Origin of the sequence: Arthrobacter sp. 92 (assembly GCF_050260325.1) — a bacterium.
Classification (GTDB): domain Bacteria; phylum Actinomycetota; class Actinomycetes; order Actinomycetales; family Micrococcaceae; genus Arthrobacter.
Window position 1 is genome coordinate 136,250 of the sequence record NZ_CP189863.1, and the last position, 21,352, is coordinate 157,601.

General features: G+C 66.5%; 23 protein-coding genes. 8 read left to right on the forward strand and 15 right to left on the reverse strand.

Going from position 1 to position 21,352, the window contains the following annotated elements:
* Positions 1–74: 74 nt before the first annotated feature.
* From pcaC to ACP4XC_RS00685, 8 genes are all read right to left on the reverse strand, one after another.
* Entirely contained in the window at positions 75–509 is a 435-nt protein-coding gene (pcaC, locus tag ACP4XC_RS00650; protein ID WP_427172960.1) for a 4-carboxymuconolactone decarboxylase, read from the reverse strand.
* On the reverse strand, positions 506–1,336 hold the full coding sequence (locus tag ACP4XC_RS00655; RefSeq protein ID WP_427172961.1) for an alpha/beta fold hydrolase: 831 nt from the start codon (positions 1,334–1,336) through the stop codon (positions 506–508). Before ACP4XC_RS00655 ends, pcaC begins: the two co-directional genes overlap by 4 nt.
* Positions 1,329–2,813 carry a lyase family protein gene (locus tag ACP4XC_RS00660; RefSeq protein ID WP_427172962.1) on the reverse strand — a complete coding sequence of 495 codons (1,485 nt, stop codon included), beginning with the start codon at positions 2,811–2,813 and terminating at the stop codon, positions 1,329–1,331. The genes ACP4XC_RS00655 and ACP4XC_RS00660 overlap by 8 nt, the downstream gene beginning before the upstream one ends.
* Entirely contained in the window at positions 2,810–3,418 is a 609-nt protein-coding gene (pcaG, locus tag ACP4XC_RS00665; protein WP_427172963.1) for a protocatechuate 3,4-dioxygenase subunit alpha, read from the reverse strand. Before pcaG ends, ACP4XC_RS00660 begins: the two co-directional genes overlap by 4 nt.
* Positions 3,411–4,307: a protocatechuate 3,4-dioxygenase subunit beta gene (gene pcaH / locus ACP4XC_RS00670; protein ID WP_427172964.1), complete on the reverse strand. Its 897-nt coding sequence runs from the start codon at positions 4,305–4,307 to the stop codon at positions 3,411–3,413. The genes pcaG and pcaH overlap by 8 nt, the downstream gene beginning before the upstream one ends.
* A gap of 71 nt (positions 4,308–4,378) precedes the next feature.
* Positions 4,379–6,331: a bifunctional sugar phosphate isomerase/epimerase/4-hydroxyphenylpyruvate dioxygenase family protein gene (locus tag ACP4XC_RS00675; protein WP_427172965.1), complete on the reverse strand. Its 1,953-nt coding sequence runs from the start codon at positions 6,329–6,331 to the stop codon at positions 4,379–4,381.
* The gene (locus tag ACP4XC_RS00680) at positions 6,331–7,212 is read right to left on the reverse strand and encodes a shikimate dehydrogenase (RefSeq protein ID WP_427172966.1); all 882 of its coding nucleotides are present in this window, start codon (positions 7,210–7,212) and stop codon (positions 6,331–6,333) included. Before ACP4XC_RS00680 ends, ACP4XC_RS00675 begins: the two co-directional genes overlap by 1 nt.
* Positions 7,213–7,374: 162 nt before the next feature.
* Positions 7,375–8,211 carry an IclR family transcriptional regulator gene (locus tag ACP4XC_RS00685; protein WP_427172967.1) on the reverse strand — a complete coding sequence of 279 codons (837 nt, stop codon included), beginning with the start codon at positions 8,209–8,211 and terminating at the stop codon, positions 7,375–7,377.
* Positions 8,212–8,434: 223 nt separating this feature from the next.
* On the opposite strand from ACP4XC_RS00685, the gene ACP4XC_RS00690 reads away from it, so the two are divergent.
* Complete coding sequence (locus ACP4XC_RS00690) at positions 8,435–9,751, forward strand: MFS transporter (RefSeq protein WP_427172968.1); 1,317 nt, start codon at positions 8,435–8,437, stop codon at positions 9,749–9,751.
* A gap of 75 nt (positions 9,752–9,826) precedes the next feature.
* Here ACP4XC_RS00690 and ACP4XC_RS00695 read toward each other — a convergent pair whose 3' ends face one another.
* The 4 genes from ACP4XC_RS00695 to ACP4XC_RS00710 are packed head-to-tail and all read right to left on the reverse strand — an operon-like array spanning position 9,827 to position 13,848.
* Positions 9,827–10,915, reverse strand: a complete 1,089-nt coding sequence (locus ACP4XC_RS00695; RefSeq protein ID WP_427172969.1) for an ATP-dependent DNA ligase — start codon at positions 10,913–10,915, stop codon at positions 9,827–9,829.
* A 40-nt stretch (positions 10,916–10,955) separates the two neighbouring features.
* Positions 10,956–12,329 (reverse strand): NAD(P)(+) transhydrogenase (Re/Si-specific) subunit beta, encoded by a 1,374-nt coding sequence (locus ACP4XC_RS00700; RefSeq protein ID WP_427172970.1) that lies wholly within the window; start codon positions 12,327–12,329, stop codon positions 10,956–10,958.
* A complete protein-coding gene (locus ACP4XC_RS00705; RefSeq protein ID WP_427172972.1) occupies positions 12,326–12,622 on the reverse strand; it encodes an NAD(P) transhydrogenase subunit alpha in 297 nt (98 codons plus the stop codon). Before ACP4XC_RS00705 ends, ACP4XC_RS00700 begins: the two co-directional genes overlap by 4 nt.
* Entirely contained in the window at positions 12,622–13,848 is a 1,227-nt protein-coding gene (locus ACP4XC_RS00710) for a Re/Si-specific NAD(P)(+) transhydrogenase subunit alpha (protein WP_427172973.1), read from the reverse strand. Before ACP4XC_RS00710 ends, ACP4XC_RS00705 begins: the two co-directional genes overlap by 1 nt.
* Positions 13,849–14,152: 304 nt before the next feature.
* On the opposite strand from ACP4XC_RS00710, the gene ACP4XC_RS00715 reads away from it, so the two are divergent.
* Both ACP4XC_RS00715 and ACP4XC_RS00720 read left to right on the forward strand, forming a co-directional pair.
* Positions 14,153–15,847, forward strand: coding sequence for an alpha-amylase family protein (locus tag ACP4XC_RS00715; RefSeq protein WP_427172974.1), 1,695 nt, complete (start codon positions 14,153–14,155; stop codon positions 15,845–15,847).
* 154 nt (positions 15,848–16,001) lie between these two features.
* A complete protein-coding gene (locus tag ACP4XC_RS00720) occupies positions 16,002–16,238 on the forward strand; it encodes a hypothetical protein (RefSeq protein ID WP_427172975.1) in 237 nt (78 codons plus the stop codon).
* A gap of 5 nt (positions 16,239–16,243) precedes the next feature.
* Here the strand turns inward: ACP4XC_RS00720 and ACP4XC_RS00725 are convergent, their stop codons facing one another.
* The 3 genes from ACP4XC_RS00725 to ACP4XC_RS00735 all read right to left on the reverse strand — a co-directional run bounded on the left by ACP4XC_RS00725 (position 16,244) and on the right by ACP4XC_RS00735 (position 17,936).
* Positions 16,244–16,531 (reverse strand): MoaD/ThiS family protein, encoded by a 288-nt coding sequence (locus tag ACP4XC_RS00725; protein ID WP_427172976.1) that lies wholly within the window; start codon positions 16,529–16,531, stop codon positions 16,244–16,246.
* Between the two features lie 9 nt (positions 16,532–16,540).
* Complete coding sequence (locus ACP4XC_RS00730; RefSeq protein ID WP_427172977.1) at positions 16,541–17,674, reverse strand: WD40/YVTN/BNR-like repeat-containing protein; 1,134 nt, start codon at positions 17,672–17,674, stop codon at positions 16,541–16,543.
* A gap of 61 nt (positions 17,675–17,735) precedes the next feature.
* Positions 17,736–17,936: a hypothetical protein gene (locus tag ACP4XC_RS00735; protein ID WP_427172978.1), complete on the reverse strand. Its 201-nt coding sequence runs from the start codon at positions 17,934–17,936 to the stop codon at positions 17,736–17,738.
* 172 nt (positions 17,937–18,108) lie between these two features.
* Between ACP4XC_RS00735 and ACP4XC_RS00740 the strand changes: the two genes are divergently transcribed.
* From ACP4XC_RS00740 to ACP4XC_RS00760, 5 genes are all read left to right on the forward strand, one after another.
* A complete protein-coding gene (locus ACP4XC_RS00740) occupies positions 18,109–18,615 on the forward strand; it encodes a universal stress protein (protein WP_427172979.1) in 507 nt (168 codons plus the stop codon).
* Entirely contained in the window at positions 18,612–19,169 is a 558-nt protein-coding gene (locus ACP4XC_RS00745) for a DinB family protein (RefSeq protein WP_427172980.1), read from the forward strand. The genes ACP4XC_RS00740 and ACP4XC_RS00745 overlap by 4 nt, the downstream gene beginning before the upstream one ends.
* Positions 19,170–19,311: 142 nt before the next feature.
* The gene (locus ACP4XC_RS00750) at positions 19,312–20,550 is read left to right on the forward strand and encodes an MFS transporter (RefSeq protein ID WP_427172981.1); all 1,239 of its coding nucleotides are present in this window, start codon (positions 19,312–19,314) and stop codon (positions 20,548–20,550) included.
* Between the two features lie 108 nt (positions 20,551–20,658).
* Positions 20,659–21,015 (forward strand): metal-sensitive transcriptional regulator, encoded by a 357-nt coding sequence (locus ACP4XC_RS00755; RefSeq protein WP_427172982.1) that lies wholly within the window; start codon positions 20,659–20,661, stop codon positions 21,013–21,015.
* Positions 21,016–21,084: 69 nt separating this feature from the next.
* Complete coding sequence (locus ACP4XC_RS00760) at positions 21,085–21,315, forward strand: heavy-metal-associated domain-containing protein (RefSeq protein WP_427172983.1); 231 nt, start codon at positions 21,085–21,087, stop codon at positions 21,313–21,315.
* Positions 21,316–21,352 lie beyond the last annotated feature (37 nt).

The following is a 21,352-nucleotide window of genomic DNA, read 5'->3' on the forward strand; positions in this document are numbered from 1 at the left end:
CCTCTAAGTTCTCTTGGCCCAACTAGGTCGCAGTTAATGTCGTTATGAGCCCTAATAACGACATCTACTGCCAGCTAGTTGGGCGGGACGGCTGCGTCTATCTCTTTGAACACCTGTTGCGCGGTCTTGAAGGCGGTGTTGGCTGAGGGAACTCCGCAGTAGATGGCGGTCTGGAGCAGGATTTCCTTGATCTCGTCCCGGCTCAGGCCGTTGGTGATGGCGGCACGGATGTGCATGGCCAGTTCTTCCCAGTGCCCGTGCGCCACCATCGCGGTGATGGTGACGGCGGAGCGCATCTGCCGGGTCAGGCCAGGCCGTGTCCAAATGCCGCCCCAGGCGATCCGGGTGATCATGTCCTGGAAGTCCTCGGTGAAGGAATCCTTGTTGGCGTTGGCGCGGTCCACGTGTGCGGTGCCCAGCACTTCGCGGCGGACCACCATGCCGCCGTCGTAGATTTCCTGGCTGGTGGCATCCGGCTGGACCACGCCGTTTCGTTCCGGACCCGTCATTTTCCTGCTCCGGCGGATTCTCCGGCGGATTCGGCCCAAGTGATGAGGCTACGCAGCAGTTCGGCCACGTGGGCTGGCGCCTCGAACGGAGCCAGGTGTGCCACGCCCTCAAGTGTCGCGGCGCTGGCCGTACCACCTCCGGAGGTGATTCCTTCGACGATCTCCTCGGCGAACGACGGCGGGGCGACGCTGTCCAGGGCGCCGGCGATGGCCTGGGTTGGGACCCTGATGCTGCCAAGCTGCGCCCGGACATCGAAGCCTGCGAGGGCCTCGCAGCAGAAGGCGTAGCTGAAGCGGTCGGCGTCGCGCAGGGAGTGCAGGAGCCGGCTGCTCAGCTCGGGCTCGCGCTCCATGAAGCCGGGGGCGAACCAGCGTTCGGCCGAACCCTGGATCATCACGGGCGTGCCCTGGGTGCGGACGGTCTCCGCGCGCTCCAGCCACCCTTCGGGGGTGCCGATCTTGGCGCCCGCGCACTGCACGGACAGGCTCTTGAGCCGTTCGCCGTGCTTGATTCCCAACTGCAGCCCGGCGGCCCCGCCCAGGGAAACGCCGGCGTAGTGGAACCGGGCGCCCGGGGCAATCGAATCAACGAGTTCGACGACGGCGTCGGCCAGCTCGGCGACGTCGAACGTTTCCGTCGCTGCGGGCGAGACCCCGTGTCCGGGAAGATCCCAGGCGACGACGTCGAAGTCGTCCCCGAGCAGGGCGCCGGCCTGCGTCCACACCAGTGAGGACGTCCCCAGCGACGGCCCCACCACGAGGAGGGGCTTGTCCCCCAGCGTGCGCTGGGGGGAGAGCAGTACGGCCTTGACTGTGGGTCTAGCCACGGGGGTCTCCATTCGGGTCAGTTGGGTCTTGTGTTGTGGCGGGGCGTGAATAGTCCGGGAAGGCCGCCAGGATTCGGCGCGAGATCTCGCCGGCCTGCCCCAGGTAGCTCGCGGGGTTGAGCAGGTCCTCCAGCCGGTCGTCCGGAAGCACGTCAGCCGGCACGGCCGCACGGAGCAGCGCCCGGTAGGCGGACGCCCGTTCCGCCGGCGGGGCCTGCAGCGTTTGGTCCACAATGGCCTGCAGTTGTTGCTTGCCGCTCAGGCCGGACTGCTCGGCCAGCAGGGGGGCGACGGCGGCCGACACACCTTCGCTCAGCAGCAGCGGACCGGACAGCGCCAGGTTGCGCCGCATGGCCTCGGGAAAGACCTGCAGGCCCTCAGCGAGTTCCCGCAGGTGTCCGGCAGCCCCAAGCGCCAGCCGGAGCAGCTGGCGGAACGCCGGCCATTCGCTGTGCCAGGCGCCGTCGGGCCGTTCGTCGTTGAAGTTGGCGGCGGCCAGATGCAGCTGGGCGGCCAGGCCCGGAGCCTGAAGCGCGGCGCTGCGGACCAAAACGGACAGCACAGGGTTCTGCTTTTGCGGCATGGCCGAGGACACGCCGCGGCCGGCCGCGCGGGGCTCCGCAAGCTCGGCCACCTCGGGCCGGCTCAGGAACAGCACGTCGCTGGCGATCTTGCCCAGCGCATCCGTCACCGCGGTCAGGGCATCCCCCAGCGACGTGACGGCCAGCCGGTTGGTGTGCCACGGTCCCGGCGTTGCCGCCAGACCCAGTTGCGCGGCGAGATTGTCCGAAAGGTCAAAGGGCGTGTCCACCGAAGCCGAGGTCAGCACGGTCCCGGCTGCCAGCGTTCCCGCGGCCCCGCCGGTCTGCACGGGCAGTTGAACGGCGTCCAGGCGCTGTGCAGCGGCTGCCAGTCCGTGGAACCACTGCGCGGCTTTGAGCCCGAAGGTGTACGGCAGGGAATGCTGGGTGAGACTGCGGCCCACGCACAGCGTGTCCGCATGCACATCCGCAAGCGCGGCCAGCGCCGCCGTGGTTGCTTTCACGTCGGCCAGCAGGGCCGCCACGGCGTTCCGGGCCAGCAGCATCAGGGCCGAGTCCAGGACATCCTGGCTGGTCAGCGAGGTGTGAACGGCGCCCAGTGCACCAACACGGGGGGCACCCCCGGTTTCGGTATCCAGGGCCTTGACCCGGTTGCGCAGGTCGGCCAGGAGCGGGATGACCGGGTTGGCGCCGCCCTGCCCGCGAATTGCGATGTCCCTCACGTCGTATCGGCTGGCGTCCGCTGCCGAAGCCACGATCGCGGCCGATCCGGCCGGCGCCAGGCCTGCTTTCTCCAGCACGGCGGCCCAGCCGGACTCGACGGCGAGAATCGCCGCTAGCACCGCCCGGTCCCCGGTCAGCGCCGCCACAACAGGCGACGCCGACACGGGGCTGAGGAGGCCGACGTCGCCGTCGGACAGGTGGGAATCAGTCACTGCGCGGCGCCCCCGGCACCCGCAGCCGCGGAACCCTCCGAACCCTCGGGACCCTCGAAGTCGAGGAAGACGGTCTCGCCCTCGCCCTGGAGCCTGATGTCCCAGGTCAGGCCGCCGTCGGCGTCGCGGCGGGCGATCAGCGTCTGGCGGCGTTCCGGATCCAGTGAGGACAGCAGGGGATCGGCCGCGAGGGCTTCCGCGTTTTCCGGGAGGTACACGCGGGTGAAGAGCCGGTTCATCAGGCCGCGGGCGAAGACCGCGACGGAAATGAAGGGGGCGCCACCTTCTTCGGTGGGCCCGGGATTGACGGTCGTGAAGGTGAAGACGCCGGTGTTGCCCACCGCACTGCGGCCGAAACCGGTGAAAGTGTAGCCGTCGCGTACCAGCGAACCGGTGTGGTGCGGGACGTTGCCCTCGGCGTCTGCCTGCCAGATCTCAAGGATTGCGTCCGGGATGGGGTGGCCGGCGCCGTCATAGACGGTGCCCTGGAGCCGGATGGAGCCCGGGGAGCCCGGGGCCAGCAGCTCGCGGTCCTTGCTGAACGGCAGCGCGTACCCGTAGAACGGTCCTACGGTCTGCCCGGGTGTCGGGGTGAGTTTACTCATGGTTATCGCCTTCTGCTCCCAGGGCCTCGTTCTCGGTCCAGGTCCGCTTGGACCCGGTCAGGACAATGTCCCAGTTGTAGGCCAGGGCCCATTCAGGCTTGGTCTGCTCGTGGTTGTAGGTGGCCACGAGCCGGTCGCGGGCGTCCTGGTCCACGATTGACTGGTAAATCGGATCCAGCGGGAAGAGCTGGTCACCGGGGAAGTACATCTGCGTGACAATCCGTTGGGTGAACTCCTGCCCGAACAGGGAGAAGTGAATGTGGGCCGGACGCCAGGCGTTCAGGTGGTTCTTCCACGGGTAGGCACCGGGCTTGATGGTGGTGAAGCTGTAGGAGCCGTCGGCGCCGGTGATGCAGCGGCCCACGCCGGTGAAGTTGGGGTCCAGCGGGGCAGGGTGCTGGTCGCGTTTGTGGATGTAGCGGCCGGCCGAGTTGGCCTGCCAGATCTCCACGAGCTGCCCGGCCACGGGACGGCCGTCGCCGTCGAGCACGCGGCCGGAGACGACGATGCGTTCACCCAGGGGTTCGCCGTTGTGCTGGATGGTCAGGTCCGATTCCAGCGCGTGCACGTCCATGTGCCCGAACGCTGGGGAGTAGAGCTCGATGGTCTCCGGGTCCGCGTGGTGCAGGTCCTTCGTGGGGTGCCGCAGGACGCTGCTGCGGTACGGCGCGTAGTCCAGCCGCGGCTGGATTTCCGCCGGAACACCGTCCCTGAGGGCCCGCGCGTAGGCCTCGCCGATCGCCTTCATCTCGGCGCTGAGGTCCGACTGCGATTCCGCAGCGGCATCCAGCGGAGCATATGTCTTCGGCGCGGGCTCCGTGGCTTCGTCGGACACGTCCTCGGTGAGCGGGTCCGCGTTGTAGATCTCAAGGTTGATCTCTTCAGGCACAGCAGCCTCCTTTCAGTTGGTAACGATTGCGTTGATAGTGATGGACGGTGCGGTCGGTCGTTGGAACAGCTTCACTTGGGGCCGTGCAGGTGGTCGTACTGGACGGCATGCCGGACAGGGGCGTTCGGGGCGCCGTAACCGTCGTAACCGCCCCGGCGCTCCACCATCTCGAAGAACACGGTGCCAACGGTGGCGGTATAGAAGTGCAGGAACTCGCCGTCGGCGTCGCGGTCATAGAGCAGGTTCAGTTCCTGGAGGGTCGCCAGGAACGTGGGATCAAGCCCAAACCTTGCGTCCAGGTCCTCGTAGTAGTTCGCCGGGATCCTCAGGAAGTCCAGGCCCCGGTCGCGTGCCGCCCGCGCCGTGGCCACCAGGTCGTCCACCGCGAAGGCGATGTGCTCCTGGTAGGTCCGGCGGTGGCCCGTTCCCGAACCAGGTCCGGCGTCGGCACCGTCCTGCTGAATGACCGGGGCCAGGTTCAGCACCAGCCGCACGGCGCGGTCCGCGGTGAGCATCACCTGGGAACGAACCAACCCGGTGGGACTGGGAACTTCCGCGTAGGGCTGTGGCTCCAGGGCCAGGGCGCTGGTGTAGAACAATACGGCTTCGTCAAAGTGCTGCCAGGGCTGTGCGAGGTTCACGTGATCAATCACTGCGCCGGTCCCGCCGGACGGAACTTCCAGGCCCTCGCCGAATTCGTGGGTCCAGGCGGCAGTGCCGTCCGGGCTGCCCTGGCACAGGAAGATCTCGGTGGAGTCCGGCGCGGCGAATCCCTGGAAGATTTCCTCGTTTGCCTGGCTCTTGCGCGGCACAGCCGGGGCCTTGAGCTGCCGTGCGCGGGCCGCGGCGATGACTGGAGAGTCGACGTCGAACCCCACGGCCGCGATGGCGGGCCCGGTCACCTGGGCGGCCGGGTCCGGCGCTGACTCCCGAGCGGCCGAAGACTGCTCGTTGATGATCACCCGCGCGTGGCCCATGGTCCACAATTGCACGTCCTTGGTGCGGTGTCTGCCGTTGAATTCGAAGCCCAGCTGGCCCAGCACCTTCTCCAGCCCCGCGGTATCCGCCGCCTTGACCTCGGCGAAGTTGAACCCGGCCGGTTCCGCCACCTGCGGGAGCGTGGCCAGTTCCATCGGATAACGACGGCGGCCGGCCGGCCGGGAGGCCCCGGCCTCTTCGCTACCCGTCAGGGGGGCGTCCGCAGCATCCAGCCATTTGGCGCTCTGCTCTTCAAGCCAGATCAATGAGCGCATGGCGTCGACGGCTGTCCGCTCCACGTCGGACTGGCGGAACACATCGTTGAAGACTTCCAGGGACACCGGACCGGCGTAGCCGGCGCGGACCACATGACCCATGAACTTGGACAGCTCGAACTGGCCCTCGCCCGGAAACACCCGGTAGTGACGGCTCCAGGACAGCACGTCCATGGACAGTTTCGGGGCATCGGCCACCTGGACAAAGAAGATCTTCGCCGGGTTGAACTGCTCGATGGGCGCCGTGTCCCAGTCGCGGGAGAGGATGTGAAAGGAGTCGAGGCACGTGCCCAGGTTCGGGTGGTCCACCGTTTCGACGATCGCGTGTGCGTGCTCGTAGTCGTTGACGTACTTGCCCCAGGCCAGGGCCTCGTAGGCCACCTTGACACCGTGGTTTCCGGCGAGTTCAGCCAGCCGGAACAGTTGCGCGGCCCTGAGGTCGTCATCGTCGATCACGGCGGTGGCCACGTTGGAGCAGACCAGGATGGTGTCCATGCCGAGGCGCGACATCAGCCGGAACTTGGCTTCGGCCCGGCGGAGGTTGGCTGCGAGAAGCTCTTCCGGAACGCTGTCGAAGTCGCGGAAGGGTTGGTAGAGGTCCAGGGTCAGGCCAAGATCGGCCGCCATCTTGCGGACGTCCTCGGGACTGAGCGGTGACGTGACCAGGTCCTGTTCGAAAATCTCGATTCCGTCGAAGCCGGCGATGGCGCAGGCGTGCATCTTTTCCTTCAGGGTGCCGGACAGGCAGACGGTGGCAATTCCCGTGCGCATCAGGCCGGCACCTCCTCGGCGGCCACGAGCTCCAGGAAGTGGGCCCGCATGCGGTCGGCGTCGGCGTCGAGGCCCGTGAAGATCCTGAAGGCATCCGCCGCCTGCCCCACCGCCATGCGCCCGCCGTCCAGAACGTCGCAGCCCTTGGCGCGGGCCTCGCGGACCAGTTCGGTTTCGATGGGGCGGTACACGATGTCGGCCACCCAGTGCCGGGACTCCACAAGGGACATGTCCAGCGGAACGCCGGGATGTGCGGCCATGCCCACCGGGGTGCAGTGCACCAGTCCGTCGGCCAGGGGCATCAGGTGCGGCAGCTCCGCCGTCGTCCGGGCGGTGATCTTCTGGTCCGGGAAAAACCCGGTGAGTTCGGCGGCACGCGCAGAGCAACGGGCACTGTCCATGTCCACGAGGTCCAGTTCCCGGACACCGGCGGTCAGCAGGGCGTAGGCCACGGCGGAACCGGCTCCGCCGGCTCCCAGCTGCACCACACGGCCCAGCTTCGCGCCCGGCAGCCCGGAGGCGAGGGCTGCCGCAAAACCGGAGAAGTCGGTGTTGTGGCCGATGAAGCGCCCCTCCCGGATGACCACCGTGTTAACCGCGCCCAGGCGGCGGGCGTCAGGCGAAACCTCGTCGAGGTGGCCCAGGACCATCTGCTTGCACGGATGCGTGATGTTCAGGCCGTTGAAACCGAGGCGGTAGGCGCTCCGGAGGAGGTCTCCCACGGATTCACCCGGAAGTCCAAGCTCCAGGAGGTCGATGGGTCGGTAGAGGTACCGCAGGCCCTGCACGTCGCCTTCGCGCTCATGCATAGGGGGCGTCAGCGAGGGCATGACGCCATCGCCCACGAGGCCCACCAGAAAGGACTCTGCTCGATTGCTCATCCGTATAGCTCCTTTGACAACGGCACTCGGTTGGCTGCGACGCGCTCGGCGCCGGCGGCGTGCCGGGTGATATGGCTTACAGTACAGGAAATGTTCATATATTGCACTAGTGTTCTTATCACGAACAAATCATGACGACGGCGGTCATTGCGGCGGTGCGCCTCATCGCTGCGGCAGCCTGGCGGACAGTTCCGCGGCGGCTTCCTGGAGCACGGGAACCAGGGCAACCAGGTCCTCCATGCTGAGCCGGAAGACCGGGACAGCCGTGGCAAGGGACGCAAACGCGTGACCCTGGGCATTGAAGACGGGGACCGCGACCGCGCGCATGCCGAGCTCATTTTCCTCATCCATCACGGCGTAACCCTGGCGGCGGACGAGGTCGATTTCGGCGCGGAAGGCGTCGCGGTCCGTGATGGAGAATTCCGTCAGCGGCTCCAGTTCAAGCTCCTCCACCAGGCGCTTCCGCTCGGATTCCTCGGCGAAAGCCACCAAGGCCTTGCCCACAGAGGTGGTGTGAAGGGCCCCGAGGTGCCCGGGATCGCTGGTGACACGGAAGGTCTGCGGCCCGTCCACCTTGTTCACCGTGAGGTGATGGTTTCCATCGCGTACGGAGAGAATGGTGGCCTCCCCGGTCTTCTCAGTAACGCGCCGCAGGATGGGCAAAGCGGTGCCGGCGAAGCCGTGATGATTGGACACCCGCTGGCCCAGCTGAAACACGCGCAGGCCAAGGTGGTAGCGGCGGCCGTCCGGCTCGTAATCCACAAATCCGTCCCGCGTGAGCGAGCCCAGCAGCCGGTACGTGGTGCTGAAGGGCAGCTCGGCGCGGCGCGACAGCTCCGCCGCGCTGGCGCCGCGGGGCTCGTCCCCCAGCAGCACCAGCAGGCCCAGCGCCTTTCCCACCATGTCCGTCCGGGCGTCGTCCTTGACCACCCTGGGCTTGCCGATGCTTCCCGGGCCGGCCTCAGTGCCGGAAACGTCTGTGTCTTGATTCACACTCATACCTTGATGTTGCCACATAGTGAAAGCTATTTCTAGATGGTGAATACTTTTCTTGACAAGTGATCACCCTCACAGTCATCATTGCTGTATCGCACAAGTAGCTTCCACCATGTGGCTACTAGTCCGGGTCTTCACAAGGACCTCCCGCTGACGCACATTGAGGCGCGGCAGCCGTGAAACTCCTGATCCATCCGCGACAACGCCGTCACATCAAAGGAACACCATGAGCCAGACACTCCCGTCCACGACGCCGGGTACCGCCACAGGCGGAACGCCGAAGAAGGCAGCCCTCGCCAGCTTCCTGGGCAGTGCCGTCGAGTACTACGACTTTTTCATTTTCGGTTCGGCGGCCGCCCTGATCTTCCCCAAGGTCTTCTTCCCCGACGCCGATACCAACGCCGCCATCATGTCCTTCGCCACCTTCGGCTTCGCCTACGTGGCCAGGCCCGTGGGCGCCGTCATCCTGGGGCACTTCGGTGACCGGGTGGGACGGCGGAAGGTCCTTATGTTCACCTTGCTGCTGATGGGTGCCTCCACCTTTGTCATCGGCTGCCTTCCGGACTTCAAGACCGTGGGCTGGTGGGCTCCTGTGCTGCTGGTGCTGGCACGGCTTTGCCAGGGCCTTTCAGCAGCGGGCGAGCAGGCCGGTGCGTCCTCCATGACGCTCGAGCACGCTCCGGATAACCGCCGCTCCTTCTTCACGTCTTGGACCCTCACGGGCACCCAGGGCGGCCAGATCCTCGCCGCGCTCGTCTTCATCCCGGTGCTGGCGCTCCCTGACGAGATCAAGTACGGCATCGGCTGGCGGATTCCGTTCTGGCTGAGCGCGGTTGTTGTCATCGTCGCCTTCTTCATCCGCCGCACCCTGCACGAGCCGCCGGCCTTCGAGGAAGCACAGAAGTCAGCACAAATCGCCAAGCTTCCCGTTGCCGACCTCCTGAAGGACCACTGGCGCGACGTCCTGCGTGTGATCGCCTGCGCCTTCATCGCCGCCGTGTCCACGGTGTTCGGAACCCTGGCCATCAGCTACGCCAAGAACGTCGCCGGCGTGGACGGCACCACCACGCTCTGGCTCGTCGTAGGCGCCAATGTGGTTGCCCTGGGCACGCAGCCCCTCTTCGGCAAACTGGCTGACAGGATCGGGCGCAAGCCCGTCTTCATCTACGGCGCGCTGGCCAGCGCGGTCCTGACGCCCGTGTTCCTGCTGAGCCTGGAGTCCCACAACGTCCCGCTGATGTTCCTTGCCGCGATCGTCTACTTCTCCTTCGGCTACGCCGCCTCCAACGCCGTCTGGCCCTCCTTCTACGCCGAAATGTTCAGCACGAAGGTCCGCTTCTCCGGTTTGGCCATCGGCACCCAGCTTGGCTTCCTGATGGCGGGCTTCGCACCGGCGATTGTCGCGGCCATGGGGGGCATCCAGCCCGGCGGCTGGGTCCAGATCACCATTTTCACGGGCATCATCTGCGTGATCGCCGCCGTCTCGGCACTGACCGCCAAAGAGACCTTCAACGTCCCCACCAAGGAGCTCGGCCTCAAGTAGCACGCGCTCAAGCTGGCCGGCCTCAGATCCGCGCCGCAGGTAATTTACAAAAGAGTCACGACGGCGGCCCGCCCCTCAGCCTGGGGGCGGGCCGCCGCGCGTCGAGAGCACCTCGGCGAGGTCGTACTTGACCGGCTCTTCCAGCTGCTCGTACGTGCACGACCGCGGATCCCGGTCGGGGCGCCAGCGCACAAACTGCGTGGTGTGGCGGAACCGTTCGCCTTCCATGTGGTCGTATTTCACTTCCAGCACCCGTTCGGGACGCAGCGGGGTGAAGGACAGGTCCTTCCCGCCACTCCAGCGGCTGCCCTCGGCATTCCGGGGCGTTCGGGTCCCCTCCTCCTGGTTCGCCCACGCCCACGGGTGGTTTTCGAAGTCCGTCACCAACGGCTGGAGTTCCTCAAAGAGTTCCTTGCGGCGCGCCATCGGGAAAGCGCCCACCACGCCCACGTTGGCCAAGCTTCCGTCGTCGGCATAGAGACCCAGGAGCAGGGAGCCGATCCGGTCCGGGCCGCTCGTGTGCACACGGTAGCCGGCGAGGACACAGTCGGCGGTGCGCTCGTGCTTGACCTTGAACATCACGCGTTTGTCCTGCTGGTAGCGGCCGTCCAGGGGCTTGGCCACGATGCCGTCGAGTCCCGCACCTTCGAACTGCCGGAACCACTGCCCGGCTGTTGCCCTGTCCCGGGTCGCGGCGGTCAAGTGGACGGGGGCGGCGCTGTTGGCGAGCACCTGCTCAAGGACGCCGCGCCGCTCCAGGAACGGCCGTCCAGTGAAGTCCTCGTCGTCCAGAGCCAGCAGGTCAAATGCCACAAAGCTCGCCGGCGTCCGTGCGGCCAACAGCTTCACCCGGCTGGCCGCAGGGTGGATGCGCTGCTGAAGTGCGTCGAAATCGAGCCGGTCTCCGTTGGCCCCCACCAGGATGATCTCGCCGTCGAGCACGCAGCGGGGCGGCAGGTTTGCCTTCAGTGCTTCCACCAGTTCCGGGAAGTACCGGGTCATGGGCTTACCGTTGCGGCTGCCGATCTCCACTTCGTCGCCGTCCCGAAAGATGATGGACCGGAATCCGTCCCATTTCGGTTCGAAGCTCACCGGACTGTCGGGCAGGGCGCTGACAAGTTTGGCCAGCATGGGCGCGATCGGGGGCATCACCGGCAGTTGCATACGGCCCATTCTTGCCCCGCGGCCCCGTTCCGCGCCACCCCTACAACGCCTTGACCGCTCCCAGGACCTTGGCCAGGGAGTCCTTTGCGTCGCCGAACAAGAGAGTGGTCTGCGGCTCGTACATCAGCTGGTTCTCAATCCCGGCGAACCCCGGGCGCATGGATCGCTTTAGGAAAACAACCTGCCGCGCGTGATCCACCTCAAGGATGGGCATTCCGTAGATCGGTGAGCCTGGCGAGGTCTTCGCCGCGGGATTAACCACGTCATTGGCGCCCACCACCAGCGCCACGTCGGCGGTCTTGAATTCGGGGTTGATCTCGCCCATCTCCTTGAGCGACTCGTAAGGGACGTTGGCCTCGGCGAGCAGCACGTTCATGTGCCCGGGCATGCGCCCGGCCACGGGATGGATGGCAAAGTCCACCTGAATCCCGCGTGCCTCCAGGGCCAGCGCCAGCTCCGCCGCAGTGTGCTGACCCTGCGCCACCGCAAGTCCATAGCCGGGCACGATGATCACCCGCTGGGCGTAGCCAAGCAGCACCGCCACGTCCTCCGGACTGGAGGATCGCACCGGCCGCTCGCTCACCGCCGTCGAACCCGCCGTCGAACCTCCCCGGAAAGCCCCAAAGAGGATGCCCGCAACACCCCGGCCCATGGCGGCTGCCATGGCGCGGGTAAGGATGGTGCCGGATGCACCCACGAGGGTGCCGGCCACCACCAGGAGCACGTTGCCCAACACCAGTCCCGAAGCCGCAACCGCCAGGCCGGTAAAGGCGTTCAGCAGCGAGATCACGATTGGCACGTCCGCGCCGCCCACCGGCAGCACCAGCAGCACTCCGGCCACCAGCCCCAGTGTCAGCAGCACCAGCGCCACGGGGATCGAAGCGCTGAGGACGACGGCGATGGCGGTCCCCACGGCCGTGACCAGCACGGCTCCCATCAGCAGGGGCAGCCCCCGAAAAACGACAGGCCGGGTGGTCATCAGCTCCTGCAGCTTGGCGAACGTGATGCCTGATCCCGCGAAGGACACCGCTCCCACCAGCAGAGTAAAGGCGACGGCCACCCGCACCCAGGCATCCCCGGTGTGCGCGAGCTCCAGCAGCGCCACCAGGGCGGCCGCGCCGCCACCCACACCGTTGAACAGTGCCACGAGCTGCGGCATCTGCGTCATTTTGACCCGCCGGGCCACCGGGGCGGCAACGGCCGAACCCACTGCGATCGCGCCGAGAATCCACGGAATGTTCTCCAGCCTGGCCGAGAGGAACACCGTGACCACGGCAAGGAGCGCCCCGAACGCGCCTATCAGGTTGCCCCGGCGGGCGGTCCTGGGTGAGCTGAGGCCCCTGAGGGCGAGGATGAAGAACACAGCGGCCGCAAGGTAGAGCAGCGCGGTCCAGACCGGGGAGAGGAGGCTCACCGCGAACCATCCTTGTGCCGGCGCCCGGCGAACATCTCCAGCATCCGGTCCGTGACCACGAAGCCGCCCACCAGGTTCGCGGTGGCCAGGACCACCGCGAGCAAGGCAACAGCGAGTACCCACGTGTCCGCCGCCTGCCCGGCCACGATGACCGCGCCCACCAGGATGATGCCGTGGATGGCGTTGGCCCCGGACATCAGGGGCGTATGCAGCGTGCTTGAAACTTTCGAGACCACCTCGAAGCCCACGAAGACCGCCAGCACGGTGATCGTGAGCAGGCTGATGCCGTCCATCAGACCACCCCCTCATTTTCGGACTCCGGCGTTATGGGCGCCTCCGGACCGGGCGTGGCGGCACCGGGCGCGCCCGGACGGTCCCGGAGCGCGGCGAGGGCCTCGGCCGTCGCCGCGTGCCGCACCGCGCCGTCGTGCGTCAGGCACGTTTCCGCCACCACCTCGTCGTCGAAATCCGGAGCCACAACACCTTTGCGGGTCATCAGGGCGAGGAGGTTGGCCACATTCTTGGCGTAGAGCCGGGACGCGTCCGCCGGCATGGCGGAAGCTGCATCCTTCAGCCCCACCAGAGTGACCGACCCCTGGCCGTCCGCCGTGGGGACGTGAAGGTCCATCCCCGGCACGGAACCCTCCACGTTGCCGCCCGACTCGGCTGCGAGATCCACCACCACCGAGCCCGGACGCATGCCCTGCACCATGTCCCGGGTCACCAGCAAGGGCGCCCGGCGCCCGGGAACGGCGGCGGTGGTGATGAGGACGTCAGCCTGGGCGACGTGCGGGGCGAGCAGCCGGCGCTGCAGCGCGCCACGGTCGGCGGTGAGCTCGCGCGCGTAGCCGCCGGACGCCTCGGCGGTTTCCAGGTCAAGCCTGATGAACGTGCCGCCCATCGATGCCACTTCCTCTGCCGAAGCGGGCCGGATGTCGTTGGCGGAGACGCGCGCGCCCAGGCGCTTGGCGGTGCCGATCGCCTGCAGGCCGGCGACGCCGACGCCCAGCACCAGGACACGGGCCGGCGGAATGGTTCCGGCCGCCGTCATGTACAGCGGAAAGAAGCGCGGCAACCGGATGGCCGCCTCCAGCACGCAACGGTAGCCGGCAACGAGGGCCTGCGAGGTGAGGGCGTCCATCGATTGGGCGCGGGAAATGCGCGGCACCAGCTCAAGGGCAAAGGAAGTGACCCCGGCCTCCGCCAGAGCGCTGACGGTGGGCAGTTCAGACGACGGTGCGGCAAGACCCACTGTGACGGCGCCACGATGCAGGGCCGCGGCTGTGGCGGGGTCAAGCGGGCGCACATGCGCGAAGACGTCCAGATTGGCGAGGTCCAACTTCGGGACGATCCGGGCGCCCGCCGCGCGGTATTCGTCGTCACCGTGCCCTGCCGGGGCTCCGGCCCCGGATTCGACCAGGACGTCCAGTCCCAGGCCAGCGAGCTGCTTCACGGTCTCAGGCGTTGCCGCCACCCGCCGCTCGCCTTCCCGGCATTCCCGGGCTATGCCTACCTTCACCGCCGCTCCCCTTCCAGACAAGTGCGCCGCTGCCACTGGCGGGCCCTGCCGGCCCCCGGCCGCTGGTGACCAGGAAGCTCGCGAGCGGCGATGCTGCACGTTGTTGGCTAGAGTCTATGACCCGGCGGGCGGCTCAGGGCGGCACCGGGCGAAAGTTTCCCGATCAACGCCTTTTTCCCGGGCTTTCCCGGGCTTTCCTCGACACGCCACTGCTCCCACGGTAGACATGGGTGATGGCCACTGTCGGATTCCAGACCCAGCACGAACAGATCGCGTCCGCCCGGAGCAGGCCGGGGCTGCACCCGTGAGGATCGCCGAGACCTCCGACCTATGGTGGAAAAACGCCGTTATCTATTGCCTCGATCCGGAGACGTTCTTTGATGGCGACGGCGACGGCACCGGCGACTTCGGCGGCCTCACCGAGCGTGTGGACTATCTGGCCGCCCTGGGGGTGACCTGCATATGGCTCATGCCGTTCTACCCCTCGCCAGACCGCGACGACGGATATGACGTCACGGATATGTATGGCGTGGATCCCCGTCTCGGCACGATGGGTGACGTGGTGGAGTTCATCCGCACCGCCAAGGACCGGGGAATCCGCGTGATTGCCGATTTCGTGATCAACCACACTTCTGACCGGCACCCGTGGTTCGTGCAGGCGCGGAAGTCTGTGGACAACCCGTTCCGCGACTACTACGTCTGGCGGAATGACACACCACCGGACACCTCGGACCAAGTGGTGTTTCCCGGCGAGGAAACCTCCATCTGGACCCAGGACAAGCCCAGCGGCGAGTGGTATCTCCACATGTTCTCCAAGCACCAGCCGGATTTAAACGTGATGAACCCCAAGGTGCGGGACGAGATTGCCAAGTCCATGGGATTCTGGCTGCATCTGGGCCTGGACGGTTTCCGCCTGGACGCCGTCCCTTTCTTCCTGGAATTGCTCGGGGAGCCGAAGGACGAGGCTGCCAAAATTGATCCTCACGATTACTTGAGCGCCTTGCGCAGCTTCCTGAACCGCCGCAACGGCAGCGCCGTGCTGCTGGGTGAGGTCAATCTCCCTTACAAGGACCAGCTGAAGTACTTCCGGGGGCCGGCGGGCAACGAACTGAATATGCAGTTCGACTTCCTGTCCATGCAGAACATGTACCTTTCCTTGGCCAGGGAGGATGCCCGCCCGCTTGCCAGGACGCTTAGCGGCCGCCCGACGATCAACCCGGACAACCAGTGGGCCATGTTCGTCCGCAACCACGATGAGCTCACCCTGGACAAGCTCAGCGACGCCGAGCGGGAGGAGGTCTTCGCCGCGTTCGGTCCGGACCCGGACATGCAGATGTACGGCCGCGGACTGCGCCGCCGGCTCCCTTCCATGCTCAACGGCGACCCGGCGCGGATCCGGATGGTCTATTCGCTCTTGTTCTCGCTGCCGGGCACCCCGGTGCTCTTCTATGGTGAGGAAATCGGCATGGGCGAAGACCTCGGAGCCGAAGGCCGCTCGGCCGTCCGGTCGCCCATGCAGTGGAACGACGCCGCGAACGGAGGCTTCTCAACCGCCCCGGCCCAGGACCTGGTGGCCCAGATGGTGGACGGATATTTCGGGCCAAAGAACATCAACGCCGTGGCCGCCAAACGCGATCCTGAATCCCTCTGGAACTTCATCGCCACGCTGATCCAGCGCTACCGGGAATGCCCGGAACTAGGCTGGGGACGGTTTGAACTCATCAGGCAGCCGGCGTCAAGAGTGCTGTTGCACCGTTGCACCTGGGAGGGATCCACCGTGGTAGCGGCGCACAATTTCGGCGCCGAACCTGTCTCGATGACCGCCAGTGCGTCGTCGCCGGATGATCCGGACCGGAGCTTTGCCGGCGCCTTCCTGCTGGACCTGCTTGGTGACGCAAACGTTCCGTTGAGGGACGACGGCGGATTCGAACTCGAGCTGGACCGCTACGGTCACCGCTGGTTCCGGATCCAGCATCCGGGTGGCCGCGTTGTCATCTGAGTGCCCTTAGCGGCGGCGGCACGGAAACAGCGGCGGCGCGGAAAACTAACGCGGCCCTTACCGGCGTGAAACGCGGCGGCAACAATGGCGCAGGACACTGGAAGCGCCGGCACTTGCAGGCACCAGCACCAGCTCCAGCTCAGGAGGCCACGCCATGTTGAAGGAAGCCAAAGCCCACATAACCCGTATTCGCGCCCTGGACCAACTGCACCGGGGCGACGAGATCGAAGCCCGCCTCTCGGTGGGCCCCAGCTACGATGACGTCGTCATCCGCCGAGGCAGCGTCCAAGAGACAGCGCCGGGAATCGGCGTCGTCTGGATCATGGACCGCCTCACTGGCATGCGCAAGGCGATCAACACGGACGAATGCAGCGTTTGGCGCGTAGCCTGAGCCCCTCAGCCGCCGGCCACGGACTGGATGATCACAATTTCCTGGCCCGCCGCCACTTCAGTTTCCAAACCCTGCAACCGCCGGACCTCGTCACCGTTCACGTAAATATTCACGTAGCGTCGGAGGGCACCGGTTTCATCCCTCAACCGCCTCGCAAGCACCGGGAAGTCACCGGAAAGCGAGTCCAGCAACCGGCCCACGGTCACCGTCCCGTCGGCGGGCGCAGTCAGGATGGACTGCCCGCCGGCGAGCGGCTGGAGAACACTGGGCAGCACAACGCTAATGTCAGCCACAACGGATCCTCATACGGATACTGGGGCCTCTGGCAGCAGCGCTGCCGAGATCACGGCTGCGCGGACGCACAGAACGTCCGGCAGGTGTGACGCCACCTCGGTAAAGTATTCGCCTTCGTCCGGGCTGGCGTAGACCGAGCCACCGCGCGTTCCGAAGTACACCCCGGCCGGTTCCGCGGAATCAACGGCGGCAGCGTCACGGAGCACGGCGTTGTATTCGGCCTGCGGCAGTCCGGTATCGAGGCGTTTCCAGGTTTTTCCAGCGTCGTCGGTGCGATGGACGGCGAGCCTGCCCTCCGGCGGGATACGTTCACCGTCGGCCTTCAGCGGCACCACCCACGCAGTGCCGGCCCGCCGGGGATGCGTCAGCATCACAAAGCCGAAATCAGCCGGGAGTCCTTCCGCAATCGACTCCCAGTGCTCGCCGTTGTTGTCCGTGCGGTAGACGCCGTGGTGGTTCTGGGCGTAAAGGCGGCCCGCAACGGCGGCGTCCGCGGCGATCTTGTGCACGCACTGGCCGAATTCAGGGTTGGGGTCCGGCATGAAATACGCCGAGATGCCCTTATTCCGGGGCTCCCACGATGATCCGCCGTCGAGTGAGCGGTACACCCCACCTGTGCTCATGGCGACGTGCACATTTTCCCCGGAAGGATTGACGACGATCGAGTGTGCGGCGGCTCCGCCGTAGCCGGCTCCCCATTCGCTGCGGTGCGGGTGGTCCCACAGCCCGCGGTTCAGTTCGAAGTGTTCGCCGCCGTCGGTTGATTTCCACAGCGAGATGGGTTCGGCGCCCGCCCAGACGACGCCGGGGCGGGACTCGGCGTCGGGGTAGATTTGCCAGATGCGTTCCACCGCGGCCCCGGTGTCTTCCGGGAACTTAATGGCACCCTCCTCAGGCTCAGTCCAGGTGGCGCCCAGGTCATCCGAGTGGGCCACGGTGGGTCCCCAGTGCTCGGAACGCACGCCCACCATGATCCGGGCGCGGCCGTTCCGGGTATCGATGCCGATACTGGGGATCTCCGACATGAGAAAGTGCGGGCCCGACAGTGACCAGTCCCGGCGGTCAGTGCTGGTCGCCAGCCAAAGTCCCTTTTTCGTTCCGATCGCTAAGACATAACGCTCTTCGGTAGCCATGCACCCCATCGAACCACTCAGGCCCGGTTGCCGCAACGGTTTTCGGACGTGGTTGTGCTCCGTGCTTGGGTCAGTCCACGAATTCGGACTGCGTCTCGATGAAGTCCCAGTCGGCCTCCGTGAGGACCGCCCCCACATCGTCCGGATGCGGTCCGCCGGCCTCCGCTATGCCCTGGAGCACCGTCTCCGGCAACTCCCCGGCCCGAAGGTTTTCACGCAACCACTCCTTGCAGTCCAAATCCAGGTCTAGCCACCACATAAAGATTTCCACCGGAACCACCTCTCCTCAACCTCAACGTTATTCCCGGTGCCGGGGCCGTTCAATAGATGCCGCCACGAGCCAGCCTGCGGATTTCCCGCCTTCCGCCCGCCGCCGGGAACGCGACCGTAAAGACAGCACCGAAATAGCTGGGCAAGAGCGGCAGGCAGGGCCACAATGAACTATGTCTTCTCAAAGTTTCAGTGGGCCGCCGCCGCTCGTGGTTGGCGTGCTGCCCGGCCAGCACCCCGAGGTATTGCGCTCTGCCACGGGGCTGGCGGAGAAACTTGGTGTCCCCCTGCTCTGCGCCTACGTCGATGAGGCCAGTTTCCTCGTGGAATGGGATCCGGCACGCTCGGCCCACCGTCTTTCCCTGCATCCGGACAAGGAGGACTCCGAGGTGCGCGCCGTCAGCGAGGAGCTGCGGCGAACGGTGGAGGCGGCCTGCGAAGGCAAGTCAGTCACCTGGGACCTCCGCATACTGAGCGGGGATCCCGCCCGTGCGCTGGGCCGGTTTGCGGCCGAGGCCAACGCCGCCATGATCATCGTTGGGACTCCGGAACGCGGACTGGGCCACAGGGTTTCGGTGGCCCTCAGCGGATCCGTGGCGTCCTGGCTTAGCCACCATCAGGACCACCCCGTCCTGGTGGTACCCCCGCGGATGGGGGCGCACCGGGACGAGCCGGCTTGATCCCCGATTCGGTCCAGGTCCTTGCCGACTACCAACGCAACCTGGGCGAACTGAGGCGGCGGCTGGCGGCGGCCTCCGATGCCGACCTTCGCCGCCGGAGCGCCGGCACCCGCTGGACTAACGAGGAACTCTTGTTCCACATGGTGTTCGGATACATGGTGGTGCAGGCGCTTCTGCCACTTGTCCGGTTCTTTGGGCGGCTGCCGGCCCCCGCCAGTAAAGTGTTCGCCCGGCTCTTGAACGCGGGCACCGCGCCGTTCGACGTCGTCAATTACCTTGGGTCCAAAGCCGCGGCCCGGGTATTCAACCGGAATCGGATGGTGCGGAAGCTCGGCCGGGTCATCGATTCCCTGGAACGGCGGCTTCACGCTGAATCGGCGGCGACCCTCGCCAGGGGAATGTTCTTTCCCACGCGCTGGGATCCCTTCTTCAAGCCATGGATGACCCTGTCCGAGGTATACGCCTACCCCGTCAAGCACTTCGACTTCCACGCCGCGCAGCTCAGGCTGCCCACACTCCAGGGCCCCGAAAATCCGCCCAGGAAGGCCCTTTGAAAGTAAAGCGAAAGTAGTTATTCGAGGTGGTGGCGCTCCCCGCTACTGCCGAGTAAGCTGGATCTCGCAGGAAGATGTTGGACCTGCCCCATAGACTGCTCCGGAGTGCGTATCCCCCAATAACGCACTCCGGAGCTTTTTAATGTCCGGCTTCCGACGTGCGCCCAAAGGAGCGATTCCCGTGACTGCCCAGCCAACGGCTACCCCGCCCGCCACCCGCGCGGTGACCGCACCGCTGTACGCGGCGGGCTTTGTGACGGCCTTCGGCGCGCACAGCATCGCTGCCGGCCTGGGAGCGCACAGTGGCGACATCGGCCTCAGCCTGCTTAATCTGGGAATCCTGCTGGCTGTCTATGATCTCGCCGAAGTTCTCCTCAAGCCTGTGTTCGGTAGCCTGAGCGACCGGATCGGCGCCAAACCGGTGGTGGTGGCGGGGCTGGTTGCCTTCGCGGCACTGTCCCTCATTGGGCTGGCGGCGGCCGATCCGCTGCTGTTGGGCCTGGCCCGCGTGGGCCAGGGCGCGGCGGCCTCGGCCTTTTCACCTGCCTCGTCCGCCATGGTTGCCCGCCTTGCCGGACGCAATGCGGGTGCCTACTTTGGCCGTTATGGCTCATGGAAGGGCCTTGGCTACGTGGCAGGTCCCCTTCTCGGCGCAGCTTTGATCCATCTTGGCGGCTTCCCGCTGCTTTTCGGAACACTCTCTGCCTTGGCGGCCGCGGTCGCCGTGTGGGCCGCGCTGTCCCTTCCGGGCCTGGCTCCGCTGCCGCGCGTCCGCTATACGGTGCTGGACCTGATTCGCCAGGTCACGCACCGTGGCTTCCTTGTGCCCACTTTGGTGCTGGCGGCAGCCACGGGAGCCCTCGGCACGGCCATCGGCTTCCTTCCGGCACTGGCCACACGGCAGGGGCTGGACCCAGTGTCCGCGGTGGCCGCCGTCAGCCTACTGGCGCTTACCTCGGCCGTGACCCAGCCCTGGATTGGCCGCTTGCGGGACCAGAACCGGCTGCGCGACGGGCCGGGAATGACCGGTGGTCTTCTCCTGACGGCGGCTGGAATCGCCGGAGTCGCGCTGCTGCCAGGCACAGTCACCATCTTCTGCGCCGCCGCGGCCATCGGCGTGGGGATCGGCACCGCCACCCCACTCGGGTTCGCACATCTGGCCGACACCACACCGATTGAGCGGCTGGGCCGGACCATGGGAACGGCGGAGCTGGGGCGCGAGCTCGGCGACGCCGGCGGTCCGCTGCTGGTTGGCGTGGTGGCCTCGGCAGCAGGTCTACCCGTCGGGCTCGGAGTCCTGGCCCTTGCCGTGGCGGCCGCCTCCCTGCTTCGGGCATCCGGCGCCGCAAACGCCCTGCCGGGCCGCGGCCCGCGCCCTTAGCCCCCACGGGATAAGACCGAGGATAGCGGGCAGTCCGTCGTCGAAAGATCAGGCCGATACCCCTCGAGCTCCTTGCAAATATACCCCCATGGGGTATAAATTTGGGCCATGAACTCACCGGAAGACGCCGTCACGGAGCTCGGGAGCGCCGAATCACACCAAGCGCACCCCCAGCACGGTTACACCTCCAACAAAGAGGCGTATCTACGCAGGCTCAAACGCATTGAAGGTCAGGTCCGTGGAATCGCCAGGATGGTGGACGACGACAAGTACTGCATCGACATCCTCACCCAGGTGGCCGCAGTCACCAAGGCGCTGCACGCGCTCAGCCTTGGACTCGTCGAGGAGCACATCGGCCACTGTGTGGTCGGAGCCGCGTCCGAACCGGACCCGGAACTCCGTGCGGAAGCCATCGACTTCAAGGTCAGGGAGGCCACCGACGCCATCGGACGCCTGCTGCGCTAGCGGCTACCCTTCACCCACCAACGGGCTGATGCACCCCCGTCAGCCCGGCATCGAAACAAGGAGCAAACCATGAGCCCCGTATCCACCACCGTCAACGTGTCCGGCATGACCTGCGGGCACTGCGTGTCGTCCGTCAGCGAAGAGCTCGAGGCCCTGGCCGGCGTCGAAAACGTCGACGTCGACCTCAATGCCGGAGGCGTCTCCACGGTCACCATCACCTCCGAGACGGAACTCGCCCCCGCCGAAATCGGCGAAGCGGTCGCCGAGGCCGGCTACCTGGTGGTGGCCAACATGGCCTGAGGCCTACTCCGCTCCGTCCACCCCGTCCCTGCTTTCA